We start from the raw sequence: 17,377 nt of genomic DNA on the forward strand, positions 1-17,377 counted from the left end.
CGACATGGGCTACACGTCCAGCCAGCTCAACTTCACCCTGCTGGGGGACCCGAGCGCCCCCAACGGCGGACTGCTCGCCCGCTTCCCCGACCTGAGCCTGCCGAGCCTGGGGATCACGTTCGGCAACTCGACGCCCAGCGACCTGTTCAACACCACCATCTACTCGCTGGAATACGACGGGTTCGCCGACTTCCCGCAGTACCCGATCGACTTCCTCGCCGACCTCAACGCGCTGGCCGGCATCGTCTTCGTGCACGGCACCTACCCGACCCTCTCGGCGACCCAGATCGCGTCGGGCTTCCTGCTGCCGGGCTCCGCGCAGCTGAACACCCCCGGCGGCAGCAGCCTGACCAACTACGTCATGATCCCCACCCAGAACCTGCCGCTGCTGGACCCGCTGCGCGCGATCCCGGTGATCGGCAACCCGCTGGCCGACCTGGTCCAGCCCGACCTGCGCTACCTGATCAACTGGGGCTACGGCAACCCTGAGTACGGTTACTCGACGGGCCTGGCCAACGTGCAGACACCGTTCGGGTTCCTGCCACCACTGAGCGCGACCACCGCCCTGGGGCCGCTGCTGGTCAGCGGCGCCCAGCAGGGCATGGGCGCGTTCGGGGCCGACATCTCGGCCATGCTGCCCACGTCGCTGCCCGCGATGGCGCTGCCCAACCTGTCGGTGCCGGACATCGCGGGCACGCTGGCCGGGGGCGCGTCGTCGGGGACGACCGCGCTGGCGCTGCCCAGCGTGTCCTCCATCCCGGCCACGCTCACCAACCTCATCGGCGGCATCGAGAACGCCAACAACGCCATCGTGGGCGGCTTCACCACCGACTTCTCCACCGCCTACGCCACCCTGCTCCCGACAGCCGACATCGCCACGGCCGTGGTGGTGTCCCTGCCGTCCTACGACCTCAACCTGTTCCTCAACGGGATCTCGCAAGCCATCAACGGCAACCCGATGGGCCTGGTCAACGCGATCGGCGACCCGATCGCCGCCGACACCGGACTGGTCACGCTGGCAGGCGGTTTCGAGCTGATCAACTTCGAGAATGCCTTGCAGACGATCCTGCTCGGGACGCCGAACCCCGGTCCGTACTGATAAGTCCCGCCCCGAAAAATTCAACCGCCGGCAGCCGTCCGGTCGTAGAAGGGTGACCCGATGCCGTTTGTCTTAGCGCAGCCGCAGACGATCGCGACGGCGGTCGCCGACGTCTCCGGGATCGGATCGGCGATCGGCGCCGCCAACGCCGAAACGGCCGGGTGGACGACCGGCCTGCAGGCCGCGGCCGCCGACGAGGTGTCCGCGGCCACCGCGAACCTGTTCAGTGCGTTCGGCCAGGAATACCAGGCGCTGCTGCGGCAGGCCCAGAGTTTCCACGACGAGTTCGCCCTGGCGCTGACCGGCACCGCAACCGCCTACGCGGCAACCGAATCCGCTGCGACCAGCACCCTCGGGTCGTTCGGCGCGACGGCCCAGGCCCAATTCGCGGCGCTCACCGGCGGCGCCACGGCGGCCGGCACCGCGGGCGCGACGCAGCTCGCCACCAGCACCACACCGGTGCAGACGGCGCTGATCCTGGGCGCCAGCGGCGTCCCCATCCCCGACGCCAAGTACATCGCCACCGCGTACGGCAACTACGTCTCCCGCAACTTCACCACGAGCAACATCCAGGGCCTGTTCACCCCCGAGGGCCTCTACCCGATCACCGGGATCAAGGACCTGACCCTGAACATCTCGGTGGACCGGGGCCTGACGATCCTCAACAACGCGCTCACCGGGCCCAACGCGCCGACCCAGCCCGTCACCGTCTTCGGCTACTCGCAGGGCGCCATCCTGGCCGCGCTGGAGCTGCCGAATCTCGTTGCCGCCCATGTGCCGACGTCCAATGTGAACTTCGTGCTCGTCGGCAACGAGATGACCCCCAACGGCGGCATGCTCGCCCGCTTTCCCGGCCTCGACCTGCCCAGTCTCGGCATCCCCTTCTATGGCGGGATGGCCTCCAACACCGGGTACTCGATCTACAACTACACGCTGGAATACGACGGCTTCGCCGACTTCCCGCAGTACCCGATCGACATCCTGGCCGACCTCAACGCCTTCGCGGGCATCGCGTTCGTGCACGGCACGTATCTGACGATCCCGGCGAGCCAGATCTCGCAGGCCATCACCCTTCCGGTGTCACCGGGCTACGACGGCGGCTCGCACTACTACATGATCCCCACCCAGAACCTGCCGCTGCTGGAGCCGCTGCGCTTGATCCCGGGGATCGGCAACCCGCTGGCCGACCTGCTGCAACCGGATTTGAGGTATCTGGTCAACTGGGGCTACGGCGACCCCAACTACGGCTACTCGACCGGCTACGCCAACGTCACCACGCCGTTCGGGGTGTTACCGCCGCTCAACGCCACCCTGGCCCTGGGCCCCGACCTGCTCAGCGGCGCCTACCAGGGAATCCTGGCCGCCGGAAGCGATTTGAGCGCGCAGGGGCTGCCGTCGCTGAGCCTGTCGGCGCCGGCGCTGGCGAGCCTGGGCGGCGCACCGCCGGCCGTGCCGACGGGCATCTCGCTGACGTCGGCGCTCGACGGCGCGATCTCGGGCCTAGAAAACGCCAACACCGGATTCGCGAACGCCCTCGCCGCCGACGTCTCGACCGCCTACGCGACGCTGCTGCCGACCGCCGACATCGCGACGGCCCTGGTCGTCACGCTGCCGTCCTACGACGCCAACCTGTTCCTCAACGGGATCACGCAGGCGATCAACGGCCAGCCACTCCAGGGCCTCGCCAACGCGATCGGCCAGCCCATCGCCGCCGATGTCGGCCTGGGCACGCTCGCCGGCGGTGTCGAGTTCCTCACCCTCGCCAGCGCGCTCGACACCATCCTGACCGGGACGCCGCACCCATCGCCGTAGCCGGGCCGTTCCAGATCCTTTGGACCTTAAGCTTTTTCAGCTTCGACGCCGAAGCAAGTTCGGTGTGGGTGGCGCCTGGGACTGGAAGGGGTCGTACCACCACCAGTCGGCGCGTTCGCCGCTGGGCCCGGGATAGGGCGCCACGGCGGGCGGGGCAACGGTGAGCCCGGGCGCAGCTCTTGCCCGTCGCTGTCGGTGACGGCGAGCGCGTCGGCGGATCCGGTGCTGGTTATCTGGCCACGGCGGTGCAGCCGGAGGTGGTACGGGCAGAGCAGCACGAGTTTGCTGACAAGTCGTTAAACTACCTGCTTCGTTCAGGTTGCGGCCCGAGCCCGTTTGACTCCTGACGTGCATACCAAACTGGTACCATCCATGAAGTGAGCATACAAATTGCAGTCCGCTTACCCGACGAGATCATCGCCTTCATCGATGACGAAGTCCGGGGACAACATGCCCGCAGCCGTGCGGCTGTCGTGCTCCGGGCGCTGGAACGGGAACGCCGTCGTCGTCTCGCCGAACGCGACGCGGAAATCCTCGCGGCCAACATGTCAGCGTCGAGTGATTTGGATGCGCTGGCCGGCCACGCTGCTCGTACTTCCCTCGACGTCGACTGATGCGACCCATCCACATCGCCCGGCTTGACAAAGCTCGACCCGTCCTGATTCTCACCCGCGAGGTCGTGCGTCCGCATCTCACCAACGTCACCGTCGCCCCAATCACGACAACCGTCCGAGGGTTGGCCACCGAAGTCCCAGTAGGCACGGTGAACGGGCTGAATCAACCGTCTGTCGTCAGTTGCGACAACGTCCAAACGATCCCGGTGTCTGAACTTGGTCGTCAAATCGGGTATTTTCTCGCGTCGCAGGAGCCAGCCCTGGCAGACGCCATCGGTAACGCGTTCGACCTCGATTGGGTTGTGTCATAAGCCAGCAAGGGCATCGCGCACCTCCGGCCTCGATCCAGGTGTTGGAGATGCCGGCAGGGCGGTGTGGCGATCCGTCATAGGGCGCTCGATCTTGATCGGGCGCAGTGATTGCGCCCCCATAGGGCATGCCATCTGGACACCACGCCCTTGAAATCGGTGACCCACTGGACTACCCCCTACTTTCGTAGACACTTGAATTATGCTGTCGCAGCCATTTCATCGGCAATTGTTTGAGTGAATTGTGCTCCATTTCACAGGGGGTTGCATTTCCGATATTGCTGTGCGGGCGCTTTCGATTGTAGTAGACCTCGATATATTCGAAGACCGCCTGTCTCACCGCGCGTAGAGTCGGCCAGGTGTGCAAATGGATGGGTTTCTTCTTGATGGTCGCGTTGAACGATTCTGCCATGGCATTGTCATAACATTGACCGATGTGGCCGACCGATGGAATGATGCCGTTCGCCGACGCGAGAGTGTGGAAGTCGATACTCGTGAATTGACAGCCGCGATCGGAATGGATCACGACATCCCCGATTCCTGGCCGCTGTCGCTCAATCGCCATCCTCAACGCGTCGGTGACCAACGTCGTGCGCATATGATTATCCACCGACCAACCGACGATCTTTTGTGAATAGCCGTCGATAATCGCGGCCAAATACGCCCAGCCACCCCATGTCCGAATGTACGTAATGTCGGTGAACCACAATTGGTTCGGCCCGTCTGGCACGAACTCGCGCCCGACGAGGTCGACCAGACCATCGCTGTTGGCCTCGTCCTGGATCGTGGTGGCCCGGTACGGACGCGGATGCACGCAGGTCAGGCCAGCGGCGCGGGCGAGGCGGCGGACCCGCCTGGGTGAATGGCGCCGGCCCAGCTTGGCCAGCTCGGCGACGAGCCGATCGACACCCAGGCGGCCCCGGTAATCCTCGTGGATCTTTTTGATCATATCGGTCAATTCCGCGTCTTCTTTTTCTCGATCCGACCGGTCGCGTTTCAGCCACGCATAGAAACCGCTGCGGGACACATCGAGCACCTCACACATCAAGGAAGCGGGAATCCTAGCTTTGCGTGGTTTGCGTCGTTCTTCCTCATCCAAGTCGCGGATGAAAGAGAACTTCACATGCTGTCCTTCGCAAACCACGCCGCCGCTTTTTTTAGGATTTCCCGTTCCATCTTCAAACGACGGTTTTCCTCTTCCAATTCCTTCAGTCGTGCACGCTCGTCGATCTCGAGTGGCTTTTCCTTGAACTCGCCGCGTTTCTTCGCCGCCTTCACCCAGTTCCCCAATGTTCCGTCACCGATTCCGAGATCCCGGGCAACTTCGGCTATCGGCTTGCCCGACTTGATCACCAACTCTACGGCCTCGGCCTTAAACTCAGGGGTGAACTTCCGCCGCGTCGAACCCATAACAGTTTTCTCCTTGTAGACAGTCATTCCACTTCGATGACTGTCTACGGAAGCGGTCGTCCTCCAATCAGGTTGCCTTGCATTTCGATCATCGCGGACAAGAGGCTGCGTGTCCGTCGGGTTCACGGCCGGTGCCCCTGCGGTTTGGGCCGAGCACATGCCCGAGCTTGAGAGCGATTACGGTATGATTTTTATACATGCCTGAGTTCGAGTTTGATCCTGCCAAAAGCGCGGCAAACCTGAGCAAGCATGGCATTGACTTCGATGCGGCGCAGTCCATCTGGCGGGATCCGCACCGCATCGAGGTGCCGGCACGCACGACGGATGAGCCCAGGTGGATGGTGATAGGCCAAATTGATGGCCGATGCTGGTCAGCCGTCGTGACCTACCGAGACGACTACGTCCGAATCATTTCCGTGCGCCGTTCACGGGAAGGAGAGGTAGCGATTTATGAAAGCTAGCGAGTTCGACGAGCGCTTCGACGATGGCCAGGACATGGCGACCGCCCTCGATGTCGCACGGGCACGGCGACCCGGAGAGGAGCACCGGCGTGTGAACGTCGACTTTCCGGTCTGGATGATCGCCGAACTCGACCGCGAAGCCACTCGGCTCGGAGTCACCCGTCAATCACTGATCAAGGTCTGGATCGCCGAAAAGCTTGACCACGGTGGTCACACCGCGGCCTGACCGTTGCTGGATAGCGCGGGTCCGATGCTCAGGGATCTGCTGAAGTCTTGCGCTTGTAACCGCAGATTGGTCTCACTCACGCGAGTCACCTCCGGTATCGCAAACAACACCTCACATCATCACCGCGGTTTCTACCAGTCCATTTGTCGGTGTCCACGACGCGGAAGCGACCAAGCAATCTCACCCTGGTCAGGTCAGTGGGCCGCCGTCTTCCCAGTGCCAGAGGTGGTTGGCGTGCAGCCGCGGGTGGGCCCACAGCCCGGGACCGCGCAGCCGGGGCGGCAGTGTTCCAGGGCGCGGCGCGGCCGCGCGCTGATGGTGCGGGTCGTTCGGCCCGCGCCGATGACCTCCCCGGCACGTTCGAACCACACCTCACACGTGGCATCACCCCTCAGGTATTGGCTTACGGCCTCGGTCAGCGCTGGGCCCAGGTGCAGCCCGGCCACCCGCTTTTCCACGTCGACGTGGACGACCACGGTGGTGTGCTGCCCGTGCGGGCGCCGGGCCGCCTCGACATCCCAGCCGGTCTCCACCAGACACAGAAACGCCTCCAGGGTGCCCGGCATCGGCGGGCGGCCCTCGGGCGTGTTTTCCGGTGTCGCGGTCGCGTTTCCACTCGGTGATCAGCGCCTCCCGATGGGCGGCCAGTGCGGCGTCGAGCTTCGCCGCCTCGGGATACTCGAGCTTGATCCGCCAGCAGCTGAACCGCTCGTCGGAGATTTTGGTGACCGAAGGCTGCGAACGCGGGTCGGGGTCGGGTCGCGGTTCGAGCGTGACCGCGGTTGAATCCCAACGGCGGGCTCTGGGAACGCCTTGCGCCGCTGAGCTTCCCGAGCCTGGGGCTGACGTTCTACGGGTCGACGCCGGCGAACTCCTTCCCGACCACCATCTACACCTTCGAGTACGACGGCGCCGCCGACTTCCCACCCCGAATCTGCCGCTGCTGGAACCACTCCGGGCGATACCGGTGGTGGGCAACCCGCCGGCGGACCTGCTGCAGCCGGACCTCGAGGTGCTCGTCAACCTGGGCTACGGCGACCCCGCCTACGGCTACTCGACCTCGCCGGCCAACGTGCCCACGCCCTTCGGGCTGCTGCCGCCGGTGCACCCGCAGACCGTGCTGGCCGACCTGGCAGTCGGGACCCGGCAGGGCGTCGGCGCCTTCGCCGTCGGCTATGCGATCGCCGCCGACATCGGACTGGCGGCCTTCCTGGGCGGACTGGAAGTCCGGGTGCTGTTGTCCGCGGCCAGTCGATCGCCGGTTACTTCACCGGCCTCGCGTCCTGACGCGGGGCGCCTACGGCTCGAGCACCAGCTTGCCCAGCACCCCGCCGTCGGCCAGGCACTGCAGCGCCGCCTGCGCCTCCGACAACGGATACCGTTGCGGGGGAGGCGGTTTCAGGCCCAGGTAGACCAGCTGCCCCAGCCCCCAGGAGAACAACGCCGCCGAGCCGGGCACCTTGTTGAGGTACTCGCCCCACGCCACCCCCACCACGCTGACGTTGCGCAGCAGCAGCCGGTTCACCTTGACGGTCGGGATGCTGCCCGCGGCGAACCCGATGACCAGCAGCTTGCCGTCGATGGCCAGCACGCGCACCGCGTCGTCGAACGCCGGACCGCCGATGGGATCCACGACGATGTCCACGCCGCGGCCGCCGGTGTACTTGCGCACCTCGTCAGCCCAGTCGCCGGACAGCGGCAGCACCAGGTCGGCGCCCAGCGAGGAGACGTAGTCGGTGGCCGCCGTGCGGTGCAACACGGCCAGCACCTTCTTCGCGCCCATCGCCCGGGCCACCTGGATCGCCGCGGTCCCCACCCCACCGGCCGCGCCGAGCACCAGCACCGTGTCACCCGGACGCATCGCCGCCCGGCGGGCCAGGGCGAAATACATGGTGTTGTAGTTCACCAACAGCGACACCGCCTCGGCGTCGTCGAGCTCGGCGGGGCTGCGCATGACGTTGGGCACCGGCACGGCGACCTGTTCGGCGTAGGCACCTAGGATGCCGAACGCCGAAACCCGTTCGCCCACTTTGAAGCCCGAGCCCGCCGGCGCCGAGTGCACCACCCCGGCGGCCTCCATGCCGGGTACGAACGGCGGCGGCAGCTTCAGCTGGTACTCGCCCTTGCTCAGCAGCAGGTCCGGAAAGCACACCCCGGCGGCCCGCACGTCGACGATGACGTGGCCGGGATCCTCGGCGAGGTCGTCGATGTCGGTGTAGGCGATACCGGCCGGGCCCGACAGGCGCTGGACGACGCAGGCTTTCATCGCCTTGGACCTACAGCTTGAATTCCGCCTTTTTGGCCGCCGACAGGTCGGTGATCTCACCCCAGTGCGCGGCGATGTCCTGCACCGACGGCGGCTTGTCGAAGTTGGCGCCCTCGTTGCCGAACAGCGCCACCCGCTGCACCTTGCCGCCACCGACGATGAAAACCGATGCGGTGTCGGCGCATTCCTCGGTGCACAGGTAGGCCACCACCGGCGCCACGTACTCCGGGGTGAGCTTCTCCAGCACCTCCTTGGGCATGATGTCCTCGGTCATGCGGGTGGCCGCGATCGGGGCGACGGCGTTGGTGCGGATGTTGTACTTGGCCCCTTCCTGGGCCAGCGTGTTGATCATGCCGACCAGGCCGAGCTTGGCCGCGCCGTAGTTGGTCTGACCGAAATTGCCGAACAGCCCACTGGTGGAGGTGGCGACGACCACGCGCCCATAGCTCTGCTCACGGAAGTGCGGCCACGCGGCGCGCAGCACGTTGTACCCGCCGTAGAGGTGCACCTTCAGCACGGCGTCCCAGTTCTCGAACGTCATCTTGTGGAACGTGCCGTCGCGCAGGATCCCGGCGTTGCTCACCACCCCGTGCACGGCACCGAACTCGTCGATCGCGGTCTTGATGATATTGGCCGCGCCCGCGGGGTCGGCGACGCTGTCGTAGTTGGCCGCCGCCCGGCCCCCCGCCTCGCGGATCTCGTTGACGACCTGGTCGGCCATGCTGTGGCCGGCACCCGTGCCGTCGCGCGCACCGCCGAGGTCGTTCACGACGACGCTGGCCCCCTCCTTGGCGAGGGTGAGCGCGTACTCGCGCCCGAGGCCTCCGCCCGCTCCGGTGACGACGATGACGCGATCCTGCACTCCTGGCATCAGGTTCCTTTCGAGGGGTTGGTACGGACTAGAACGTCGGTCTCAGAACAGCTTTCGGGCCAGTTTGAAGGCCCAGTTGCTGTAGGGCGGGTAGATGAAGCTCGACATGTCGGGCCGGGTCGGCTTGGTCAGCACCGACTTGCGGTGGCTGAACTCCTCGAACCCGAATTTGCCGTGGTAGGCGCCCATCCCCGACGTGCCGACCCCGCCGAACGGCAGCTTGGCCGTAGACACCTGGAAGGCCAGGTGGTTGACGAGCATGCCACCCGCCGGCACCTCCTTGATCACCCGCTCCCGGGTCGCCCGCGACTTGGTGAACAGGTAGGCGGCCAGCGGTTTGGGCCGCGCGTTGACGAAACGTATTGCGTCGTCCAGGTTCTGAACGGTGACGACCGGCAGGATCGGCCCGAAGATCTCGTTGCACATCAGCGGCCCGTCCAGATCGGGGTCGACCACCACCGTCGGCTGGATGCGCAGGGTCGACTCGTCGCAGTCGCCGCCGACGGTGACCCTGCCGTCCTTGCCGGACAGGTAGCCCTTGAGCCGGTCGAACTGGCGCCGGTTGACGATGCGCATCCCCGCCCGGTCCTGGGACCGGAACTTCGTGATGGCCGCGCCGATCTTGTCGACCAGCTCGTCACGGATCTTGACGTCGGCCAGCACATAGTCGGGCGCCACGCAGGTCTGCCCGGCGTTGAGCAGCTTCATCCAGGCGATCCGCTTGGCCGCGACGTCGATGTCGGCGTCGGCGGCCACGATCACCGGGCTCTTGCCGCCGAGCTCCAGGGTGACCGGGGTCAGGTGGGGTGCAGCCCCCTCGTAGACCTTGCGGCCGATCTCGGTACCGCCGGTGAACATCACCCGGTCCAGGCCCTGGGCGATCAGCTCCTGACTCACCGAGCCGTCGCCCTCCACGACCGCGACCGCATCGCGGTCCAGGTAGCGCGGCACCAGCTCGGCCATCAGATGCGAGGACGCGGGCGCCAGCTCGGACGGCTTGAGGATGACGGTGTTGCCCGCCGCGATCGCCCCGACCGCGGGGCCCAGCGTCAGGTAGAACGGGTAGTTCCAGGCCCCGATGATCAGCACGGTCCCGAACGGCTCGTATTCGATCCAGCCGCGGCCCGGCAGCTGCGGCACCTCGAGCAGCACGTATTTGCGGCGCGTCCACTTCCGCAGGTTCTTGGCCGCGAACTTGGCCTCGCCCGCGGTCGTCGCGATATCGGCGATGTAGGCCTCGAACTTGTTGCGGTCCAGATCCTCGGCGAGCGCGGCGGCCAGCGCGGCCTCGTTCTCCTCCATCAGCTTCTGCAGCTGCACCAGCTGACGCTGGCGCCACTCGATGTCGCGGGTGCGCCCGGTGGCGAAGGTCTTGCGCAGCCGGTCCACCGTCGCGGCGACGCCGACCGGCGCGGAGCCCGGGTCTCCGTTCGTGGATGCGGGTGACTTCGGCGCAACCGATTCGGTGGTCATCGTTGTCCTTCCTGAGCGAAGGCGCCGCCAGGGTGGGCGGGCCGCTCAATCGGTGATAACCGCGATCCTAACCATCCGGTTGGGAGAGCAGTAGGAAGGATCCGAAGCGCCGGCCGGCTACAGACGCTCGGCGGTCACGAAGTCGGAGAACGCGCCCTTGTCGTCGGCGAACGGCACGCCCTCGATCCAGCGGTTCAGGCGGCGCATCTCGTCGGTGGCGGCCTGCGACTGGGCCCGCCAGCCGTGGTCGTTGAGCCAGTCGGCCACGTGGGCGCGGTCGTCGTCGCGGTACATCAGTTCCCCGACGTCGATGGTCTCTTCCAGGCCGATCTCGTCGGCCACCTTCTTGAACCGCTCCCGCATCTTCTGGCGCCGCTCCTCGGCGTGGGCGGGCGCGGTCTCGGCGGACACCCGGCTGCCGGGCGCGCTGAGCTCGCTGATCTGGGCGAACAACCGGTCTTGGGCGTCGGCGGGCAGGTACATCAGCAGCCCCTCGGCTAGCCACGCGGTCGGCGCCGCCAGGTCGAAGCCCGCCGCGCGCAGCGCGGCCGGCCAGTCCTGGCGCAGGTCGATGGCCACCTCGCGGCGGTCGGCCGTCGGCGTGACACCGTTCTCGGCCAGCGTCGCGGACTTGAAGTCCAGCACTTGCGGCTGGTCGATCTCGTAGACCGTCGTCCCGGCCGGCCAGTCCAGCCGGTAGGCGCGCGAGTCCAGCCCCGACGCCAGGATGACCACCTGCCGGATGCCGGCGGCCATCGCGTCGTTGAAGAACGCGTCGAAGAAGTGTGTGCGCACCGCCTGGTAGCTGCGCATGTGGTGCAGGTGGGCCGCGGAGTCGGCGTCGATCGCCTCGACCTTGGCCACGATGGCCGGGTCGAGCATCTTTTCCCAGAGCACGTTCGCGCCGGAGTTGCCGACCAGCAACTTGGCGTAGGGGTCGCGGATCAGCGCGTCGGGCCGCTCGGTCTCGACGGCCCGGGCGGCGGCCACCATCACCGCGGTGGAGCCGACGCTGGTCTTGATGTCCCACGTGTCGTCGTGGGTGCGCAGTGAACTCATCGGGTGTTCCTCTGTTCGACGTGTTTGACGGTCACTCGGATGAAGCGCCGAGGCACGCGCGCAGCAACGTGCTGCTGACGGCCTCGTCGGCCAGGTCGTCGGGTACCGGGCGGCCCAGCCGGGCCATCTCCTCGCGGTTGTTCACCTCGTCCACCTGCCAGCCGCGGTCGCGCAGCCACTGCGTGGGATCCGAACGCTCGGGCTCGTGGTAGGTGAGCGCCTGGACGTTGACGTCCAGGCCGAGACGCTCCCGCATCCGCTGCCACCGCTGGGTGTTGCCGCGCGAGTTGATCCTGAACACCTCGACCGCCACCTGGCTGCCCGGCGCGCTCAGGGCGGTGAACCTCTCGAACAGCAGGTCCTGGGCGTCGGCCGGCAGGTAGGGCAGCAGGCCTTCGGCGAGCCATGCGGTCGGGCGGCCGGGATCGAAGCCCGCCAGGGTGAGCGCCGCCGGCCAGTCGTCGCGCAGATCCACCGGAACGGGGCGCCGCCGGGCCGCGGGAACGGCGTCGTGCGATTCCAGGATTTCGCTCTTGTACTCCAGGACCTTGGGCTGGTCGATCTCGTAGACCGTGGTGTCGGCGGGCCAGTCCAAACGGTAGGCCCGCGAGTCCAGTCCGGCCGCCAGGATCACCACCTGGCGGATCCCGGCGCGCATGGCCCCGCCGAAGTACTCGTCGAAGTAGTGACTGCGTACCGCCTGGTAGTCGACGCCGAGCCGGTGCACGCGCTGCCCGTGCTCGTCACCGTCGAGCCACGCCAGTTCTGGGTCGGCGAGCCGGGCCCACGGCGCACCGGCCGAGGACACCAGGATCGCGGCGAACTGATCGCGGATCAGGAGGTCGGGCCCGGCGGTTTCCACCGCCCGGGAGGCGGCGACGCCCAATGCGGTCGCGCCGACAAGTTCGGTGATGGTCCAGGAATCACCCGCGGTCCGTCGCGACGCGGGCTCCGACGAGGAACCTACAGAGGAGGAATCGTCGACATCGGTCATTGCCATTCGATGATACTCGAATAAGTTAGGCAAGCTATACGCTTGTGTGCGATGTCACTGCCGGGCAGGCGTCAGCCCGCCGGACGCCGGAGCGCGCCTTCCAGCAGCCGCCGCAGCGTCTCGATGACGGCCTGCATCTCCTGGTGGCTGCGCAGATAACCGGCATAGAACCCCGTGCCGCACAGCAGCAGCAACAAGGCCTCGACCAATGCCGGGGCCCCGATCTCGACGCCGATCTCGCCGCGGTCCATCGCATCCCCGACCGCCCGAATCAGAAATTCCCGGGTCATTCGAACGGCGTCATTTTCCGCGGCATTCAGTTCGGGATGGCGTTGCGCTTCGAGCACATTGGTGACGAGAAATGCCGACGCGGCGGGATTGTCCATATCCGCCTGCCGGGCCACGGTGAGAAATGCGCCCAGCCGCCCGAGCAGCGTGCCCTCCCGGCGCGCCCGTTCGATGCCGGCGCCGACGACGTCGTGGTTGGTTTGCCGGACGACCTCCCGGTAGAGGTCTTGCTTGCTGGAAAAGTAGTGGTTGATGGCCGGTCTGGTCAGGTCGGCGCGTACGGCGATCTCCTGGAAGGTCGCCCCGTCGAACCCGCGTTCGCTGAACACCTGGCGGGCGGCACGCACGATGCGCCTGCGCGTCTGGTCCGCCCGGGCCGCCGGGGGGCGGCCCGGGCGACGACCCACCGCCGGCGACATCAGTAAAGTGTGCCACCCCGGTGATGCGGCATTAAAGCATTCGGCGGAATGGTACCGAACTTTCCGGCTTCGTAGTCGCGCAGCGCCTCGATCAATTCCGCGCGCGAGTTCATCACAAATGGCCCGTAATGGAATACCGGCTCGCGGATGGGCCGTCCGCCCAGGAGCAACACGTCAATTCCCGCCGGGCGCCGGTTCGTCGGGGCGCCGACGGTGATGCGGTCGCCGGGACCCAGCACGGCCAGCTGGCCCTGGTGGATCGGATGTTCGAGCGGTCCGGCATACCCGCTGCCGGACAAGACGTACAGCAGCGCGTTGAAGTCGCGCCGCCACGGGATGTTGAGCCGGGCGCCGTTCTCGATCGTCGCGTGGGCCAACGTGATCGGCGTGTGGGTGACGCCGGGGCCACGGTGGCCGTCGATCTCACCGGCGATGACGCGGACCAGCGCGCCCCCGTCGCCAGAGGCCAGCAACGCCACGTCGCCGCCCTCGATCGCCTGGTACCGCGGCGGCGCGAATTTGTCCTTCCTCGGCAGGTTCACCCAGAGTTGGATGCCGTGGAAGAGGCCGCCACGCTCGACCAGTTCGGCGGGCGGGGTCTCGATGTGCAGGATGCCCGCACCGGCGGTCATCCACTGCGTGGCCCCGTCGGTGATCAGGCCGCCACCGCCGTACGAATCCTGATGGGCCATCTTTCCGTCGAGCATGTAGGTGACGGTTTCGAAGCCGCGGTGCGGGTGCCAGTCGGTGCCGCGCGGTTCGCCCGGCCGGTAGTCCACCTCGCCCATCTGGTCCATATGCACGAACGGGTCGAGGGCGGCGGCGCCGACTCCGGCGAACGCCCGGACGACGGGGAACCCCTCCCCTCGTAGCCGCGCCGGCCGGTGTGGACCGACCGGATGGGGCGTTCGGTGTCCGCGGGTCCGGCCGGGCCGAGCCGGGGCAGTGCGAGTGGGTCTGCGGTGACGGGCGGCATGTGTTCCTCCAGTTCTAGAGCTACCCGTATAACCGGACTGCGGTCCGATTATTCCGCGAAAGTCGGCCGGGCCGACGCCCGGTTCGCCGTGTGACCTGCACCGCATCGCTGTGCGCAGCGAAACTTTTATAGTGCAATAGTTGCTGGGGCGAAGGATCCTCGTGAGGCGCCCGTCCTGAGACGCTCGAATGGTGAAGGGCCGACGGCGGAGAGGGTGACGGCAAATGGCGCAGGAAAAGACGACCGCCGATTCGGCGCGGGGGTCGCGGGTCTTGTCCCACGCGGCCGGGCGGGCCGCCGGCTGGCTGCGAGCAAATCGCCTCGGGCTGTTCTGCATCGCGCTCATGGTGGGCATGGGCGCCGGGATCGGCGCCGTGGGATTCCGCTATCTGATCTTCAGCTTCACCTGGTTGGCGACCGGGCATGACGAGTTCGGCCAGCAGGGCTGGGTGGGCAGCGACCACCTGACGTGGCTGGGGGTCGGGTTCTTCGTGGTCATCCCGGCGCTCGGCGGGCTGCTCTACGGCCCGCTGATCTCCCGCTTCGCCCGTGAGGCGCGGGGTCACGGGGTGCCCGAGGTCATGATCGCGGTGGCCGAGAACGGCGGCCGGATCAGGCCCCGGGTGACGGTGGTCAAGGCGCTGGCCTCGGCGCTGTGCATCGGCTCGGGCGGCTCGGTCGGGCGGGAAGGCCCGATCGTGCAGATCGGCGCGGCCCTGGCGTCCAGCGCGGGCCAGTGGGTCCGGATGCCGGAGAGCCGGCTGCGGGTGCTGGTGGCCTGCGGCGCCGCCGGCGGCATCTCGGCGACCTTCAACGCCCCCATCACCGGCGTGTTCTTCGCCGTCGAGCTGATCCTGCGGGAGCTTTCGGTCGAGGCGGTCTTCACGATCATGCTCTCGGCGATGGTCGCCGACGTCATCGCCCGGGTCTTCTTCGGCGCGGCCCCGTTCCTGACCCGGCTGCCCGAGGGCGTCGAGCTCAACCACATCGCCAACTACCTTCTGGTGGCGCTGCTGGCGGTGATCGCGGGGCTGCTGGGCGTGCTCTTCAAAAACGTCCTCTACAAGACCGAGGACCTGTGCGACCGGATCTGGGGGCCCCGCCCGGACTGGGCGCGCCCGGCCGTCGGCGGCCTCGTCCTGGGGCTGCTGCTGCTCGCCGTGCCGCAGCTGTACGGCGTCGGCTACCCCGTGATGTACAACGCCTTCGCCGGGCACTACGCCCTGTGGTTCCTGGTCATCCTCACGGCGGGCAAGATGCTGGCCTGCGGGCTGACCATCGGCATCGGCGGTTCGGGCGGCGTGTTCGCGCCCTCGCTGTTCATCGGGGCCACCTCCGGCATGGCCTTCGGGATGGTGGTGCACCAGCTGATCGGCCCGGCCGTCGGCAACCCTGCGATCTACGCGATCGTCGGCATGGGCGCGGTGTTCGCCTCGACCGCGCGGGCCCCGCTCACCGCGCTGGCCAGCACGGTGGAGATGACCGGGGACTTCACGCTGACACTGCCGGTCATGCTGGCCGTGGCCGTCGGCACGACGGTGTCGCGCATGCTGTCCTACGGCACCATCTACACCACCAAGCTGCTGCGCCGCGGCATCGACATCGACCGCCCGACCCCGACCCACGCGTTCGCCCACCTGACCGCCGCCGACGCCATGCACCCGTTCACCGTTCCGTTGGACCTGGGCCGCACGGCGGCCGCCGACGAGGACTGGACGTCGCGGCTGGGACCGGTCACCCGCGTCCGCCAGCCGCAGGCGCTGTTCGCCAACGACAGCCTGGCCCAGGCGTTGCGGCAGCTGGTGCTCTACGGCCGCGACGGACTGCCCGTCATCGACACCGACGAGCGGCGCGTCCAGGGCTGGCTGACCAACCAGGACGTGCTGCGCGCGGTGGCGGCCCACCTCGCCGCCTCCTATCCAGACATCGCGGCCAGCCACCAGGCCGCAGAGTGGGCCGACCCGAAAGCCGTTGCGGCCGAACATGACCCGCGTAGCCAGTTGTCCGGTTACCGCATCGTCGAGTACACGCTGGGCCCGGATTCGGCCGCCGTCGGCCGCAGCATCGGCGAACTCGAGTGGCCGCCCGGGCACTACCCGGTGTCCGTCATCCACCAGCGCCAGCTGATGGACGCCGACGTGGCCGTCCAACTCGACCCGGGCGACCGGGTCAACGTCCTGGTGCCGACCAACGTTGCGCGCGAGCATGATTCGGCGGCCAGGTCCGAAAACCGGGCCTGACCGCCGGACACGCGGCGTCCTTCTCAGCCGCGCGCGCTGCTCGCGGCGTCCCGCTCGCTCGATGAACCCTCGTGCGTCAGCTTGCCGCCCGCGCTCTCGAGGTGCGCCCGCACGAACCACTGGAACTTCTCCAGCGAGGCGGCGTGGCCGATCAGCATGTCCTGGGTGACCCGGTCGAGTTCCTCGGTCGCGTCGATCGCCTTGCGCAGATCCTCGATCACGCCCGTGTAGACCAGATCCAGCGCGGCCAGGTGCGACTGCACGCAGTCGCGGCCCACCGAGTAGTCGTCCCACGTGCGGTCGTTGACGATCGCGCCGGGGGTGCCCATCGGCGAGGCCCCCAGCGCGGCGATGCGCTCGGCCACCTCGTCGGCGTAACCCCGCACCGCCTCGACCTGCGGGTCGATCATCTCATGCACCCCGATGAAGTTGGGGCCCAAAACATTCCAGTGAATGTGCTTGAGCGTCAGGTGAAGATCGTTGTAGGTGCTCAGCTGCTTCTGCAGCAGTTCGGCCAGCTGCGCCCCCTGCTTGTCGGTCAGTCCGGGAATTGTGAACTGGGTCATGCGATTTCTCCCCTACGTTCGGACACGGTCACGTTCCCCCGACGGGTACCCGACCCGGCGCTCGGATAACCCGGTGCGCTACAAGCGGCTGATGTGCTGCACGGGCAACCGCGCCCCGCGGCGCGGTTCGCGGGCCAGCCCGCTGGCGTAGAGCAGTTGCACCACCCGGTGGCGGTGGGGCCGCATCGGCTCCAGCAACTCGACCATCGCCGCGTCGTCGACCGGGCGGCCCAGCAGCGTCCAGCCGATCATCTTCGACACGTGGTAGTCGCCCACCGACAGGGCGTCGGCGTCC

General features: G+C 67.5%; 16 protein-coding genes and 5 pseudogenes. 8 read left to right on the forward strand and 13 right to left on the reverse strand.

Annotated features, from left to right (window positions below; genetic code table 11):
* Both AC2VOR_RS02300 and AC2VOR_RS02305 read left to right on the forward strand, forming a co-directional pair.
* Positions 1-1,099: PE-PPE domain-containing protein (locus tag AC2VOR_RS02300; protein ID WP_486963130.1), on the forward strand; the 1,099-nt coding region annotated here is incomplete at its 5' end.
* 60 nt (positions 1,100-1,159) lie between these two features.
* Entirely contained in the window at positions 1,160-2,911 is a 1,752-nt protein-coding gene (locus tag AC2VOR_RS02305) for a PE family protein (protein WP_486963131.1), read from the forward strand.
* A gap of 36 nt (positions 2,912-2,947) precedes the next feature.
* Here AC2VOR_RS02305 and AC2VOR_RS02310 read toward each other — a convergent pair.
* Positions 2,948-3,201, reverse strand: a pseudogene (locus AC2VOR_RS02310) (hypothetical protein); the annotation flags it as partial.
* A gap of 87 nt (positions 3,202-3,288) precedes the next feature.
* Between AC2VOR_RS02310 and AC2VOR_RS02315 the strand changes: the two are divergent.
* Both AC2VOR_RS02315 and AC2VOR_RS02320 read left to right on the forward strand, forming a co-directional pair.
* A complete protein-coding gene (locus AC2VOR_RS02315) occupies positions 3,289-3,525 on the forward strand; it encodes a YlcI/YnfO family protein (protein WP_369741185.1) in 237 nt (78 codons plus the stop codon).
* Entirely contained in the window at positions 3,525-3,836 is a 312-nt protein-coding gene (locus tag AC2VOR_RS02320; protein ID WP_369741186.1) for a type II toxin-antitoxin system PemK/MazF family toxin, read from the forward strand. Before AC2VOR_RS02315 ends, AC2VOR_RS02320 begins: the two co-directional genes overlap by 1 nt.
* Positions 3,837-4,005: 169 nt before the next feature.
* Here AC2VOR_RS02320 and AC2VOR_RS02325 read toward each other — a convergent pair whose 3' ends face one another.
* Both AC2VOR_RS02325 and AC2VOR_RS02330 read right to left on the reverse strand, forming a co-directional pair.
* Positions 4,006-4,956, reverse strand: coding sequence for an IS3 family transposase (locus tag AC2VOR_RS02325; RefSeq protein ID WP_486963132.1), 951 nt, complete (start codon positions 4,954-4,956; stop codon positions 4,006-4,008).
* Positions 4,953-5,270 carry a transposase gene (locus tag AC2VOR_RS02330; protein ID WP_369741188.1) on the reverse strand — a complete coding sequence of 106 codons (318 nt, stop codon included), beginning with the start codon at positions 5,268-5,270 and terminating at the stop codon, positions 4,953-4,955. Before AC2VOR_RS02330 ends, AC2VOR_RS02325 begins: the two co-directional genes overlap by 4 nt.
* Before the next feature lie 170 nt (positions 5,271-5,440).
* Between AC2VOR_RS02330 and AC2VOR_RS02335 the strand changes: the two genes are divergently transcribed.
* Together AC2VOR_RS02335 and brnA are read left to right on the forward strand one after the other, a co-directional pair.
* Positions 5,441-5,704: a BrnT family toxin gene (locus tag AC2VOR_RS02335; RefSeq protein WP_369741189.1), complete on the forward strand. Its 264-nt coding sequence runs from the start codon at positions 5,441-5,443 to the stop codon at positions 5,702-5,704.
* On the forward strand, positions 5,694-5,930 hold the full coding sequence (brnA, locus tag AC2VOR_RS02340; RefSeq protein ID WP_369741190.1) for a type II toxin-antitoxin system BrnA family antitoxin: 237 nt from the start codon (positions 5,694-5,696) through the stop codon (positions 5,928-5,930). Before AC2VOR_RS02335 ends, brnA begins: the two co-directional genes overlap by 11 nt.
* Positions 5,931-6,128: 198 nt before the next feature.
* On the opposite strand, the pseudogene AC2VOR_RS02345 reads toward brnA, so the two are convergent.
* A pseudogene (locus AC2VOR_RS02345) lies at positions 6,129-6,713 on the reverse strand (DUF222 domain-containing protein); the annotation flags it as partial.
* Between AC2VOR_RS02345 and AC2VOR_RS02350 the strand changes: the two are divergent.
* A pseudogene (locus tag AC2VOR_RS02350) lies at positions 6,713-7,098 on the forward strand (PE-PPE domain-containing protein); the annotation flags it as partial. The pseudogenes AC2VOR_RS02345 and AC2VOR_RS02350 overlap by 1 nt on opposite strands.
* 129 nt (positions 7,099-7,227) lie before the next feature.
* Here AC2VOR_RS02350 and AC2VOR_RS02355 read toward each other — a convergent pair.
* From AC2VOR_RS02355 to AC2VOR_RS02385, 7 genes and pseudogenes are all read right to left on the reverse strand, one after another.
* Entirely contained in the window at positions 7,228-8,196 is a 969-nt protein-coding gene (locus AC2VOR_RS02355; protein WP_369741191.1) for an NADPH:quinone oxidoreductase family protein, read from the reverse strand.
* 10 nt (positions 8,197-8,206) lie between these two features.
* Positions 8,207-9,067 carry an SDR family oxidoreductase gene (locus AC2VOR_RS02360; protein ID WP_369741192.1) on the reverse strand — a complete coding sequence of 287 codons (861 nt, stop codon included), beginning with the start codon at positions 9,065-9,067 and terminating at the stop codon, positions 8,207-8,209.
* 42 nt (positions 9,068-9,109) lie between these two features.
* Positions 9,110-10,540, reverse strand: coding sequence for an aldehyde dehydrogenase family protein (locus tag AC2VOR_RS02365; RefSeq protein WP_369741193.1), 1,431 nt, complete (start codon positions 10,538-10,540; stop codon positions 9,110-9,112).
* Positions 10,541-10,657: 117 nt separating this feature from the next.
* Entirely contained in the window at positions 10,658-11,590 is a 933-nt protein-coding gene (locus AC2VOR_RS02370; RefSeq protein ID WP_369741804.1) for a class I SAM-dependent methyltransferase, read from the reverse strand.
* A gap of 40 nt (positions 11,591-11,630) precedes the next feature.
* Complete coding sequence (locus AC2VOR_RS02375; RefSeq protein ID WP_486963133.1) at positions 11,631-12,593, reverse strand: class I SAM-dependent methyltransferase; 963 nt, start codon at positions 12,591-12,593, stop codon at positions 11,631-11,633.
* 71 nt (positions 12,594-12,664) lie between these two features.
* Positions 12,665-13,300 (reverse strand): TetR/AcrR family transcriptional regulator, encoded by a 636-nt coding sequence (locus AC2VOR_RS02380; protein WP_369741195.1) that lies wholly within the window; start codon positions 13,298-13,300, stop codon positions 12,665-12,667.
* Positions 13,300-14,276, reverse strand: a pseudogene (locus AC2VOR_RS02385) (pirin family protein). The gene AC2VOR_RS02380 and the pseudogene AC2VOR_RS02385 overlap by 1 nt, the downstream one beginning before the upstream one ends.
* A 224-nt stretch (positions 14,277-14,500) precedes the next feature.
* On the opposite strand from AC2VOR_RS02385, the gene AC2VOR_RS02390 reads away from it, so the two are divergent.
* Entirely contained in the window at positions 14,501-16,516 is a 2,016-nt protein-coding gene (locus AC2VOR_RS02390; protein WP_486963134.1) for a chloride channel protein, read from the forward strand.
* 23 nt (positions 16,517-16,539) lie between these two features.
* Here AC2VOR_RS02390 and dps read toward each other — a convergent pair whose 3' ends face one another.
* Together dps and AC2VOR_RS02400 are read right to left on the reverse strand one after the other, a co-directional pair.
* On the reverse strand, positions 16,540-17,082 hold the full coding sequence (gene dps, locus AC2VOR_RS02395; RefSeq protein ID WP_486963135.1) for a DNA starvation/stationary phase protection protein Dps: 543 nt from the start codon (positions 17,080-17,082) through the stop codon (positions 16,540-16,542).
* A gap of 78 nt (positions 17,083-17,160) precedes the next feature.
* Positions 17,161-17,377: pseudogene (locus AC2VOR_RS02400) on the reverse strand (DNA-3-methyladenine glycosylase 2 family protein); the annotation flags it as partial.

This window comes from Mycobacterium sp. TH-M103, assembly GCF_057473785.1.

Excerpts from the sequence above, each read along its gene's own strand:
- AC2VOR_RS02305 (WP_486963131.1), top strand. The coding sequence starts at position 1,160 with ATGCCGTTTGTCTTAGCGCAGCCGCAGACGATCGCGACGGCGGTCGCC.
- AC2VOR_RS02320 (WP_369741186.1), top strand. The coding sequence starts at position 3,525 with ATGCGACCCATCCACATCGCCCGGCTTGACAAAGCTCGACCCGTCCTG.
- AC2VOR_RS02330 (WP_369741188.1), bottom strand. The coding sequence starts at position 5,270 with ATGACTGTCTACAAGGAGAAAACTGTTATGGGTTCGACGCGGCGGAAG.
- AC2VOR_RS02335 (WP_369741189.1), top strand. The coding sequence starts at position 5,441 with ATGCCTGAGTTCGAGTTTGATCCTGCCAAAAGCGCGGCAAACCTGAGC.
- brnA (WP_369741190.1), top strand. The coding sequence starts at position 5,694 with ATGAAAGCTAGCGAGTTCGACGAGCGCTTCGACGATGGCCAGGACATG.
- AC2VOR_RS02355 (WP_369741191.1), bottom strand. The coding sequence starts at position 8,196 with ATGAAAGCCTGCGTCGTCCAGCGCCTGTCGGGCCCGGCCGGTATCGCC.
- AC2VOR_RS02360 (WP_369741192.1), bottom strand. The coding sequence starts at position 9,067 with ATGCCAGGAGTGCAGGATCGCGTCATCGTCGTCACCGGAGCGGGCGGA.
- AC2VOR_RS02365 (WP_369741193.1), bottom strand. The coding sequence starts at position 10,540 with ATGACCACCGAATCGGTTGCGCCGAAGTCACCCGCATCCACGAACGGA.
- AC2VOR_RS02375 (WP_486963133.1), bottom strand. The coding sequence starts at position 12,593 with ATGACCGATGTCGACGATTCCTCCTCTGTAGGTTCCTCGTCGGAGCCC.
- AC2VOR_RS02380 (WP_369741195.1), bottom strand. The coding sequence starts at position 13,300 with ATGTCGCCGGCGGTGGGTCGTCGCCCGGGCCGCCCCCCGGCGGCCCGG.
- AC2VOR_RS02390 (WP_486963134.1), top strand. The coding sequence starts at position 14,501 with ATGGCGCAGGAAAAGACGACCGCCGATTCGGCGCGGGGGTCGCGGGTC.
- dps (WP_486963135.1), bottom strand. The coding sequence starts at position 17,082 with ATGACCCAGTTCACAATTCCCGGACTGACCGACAAGCAGGGGGCGCAG.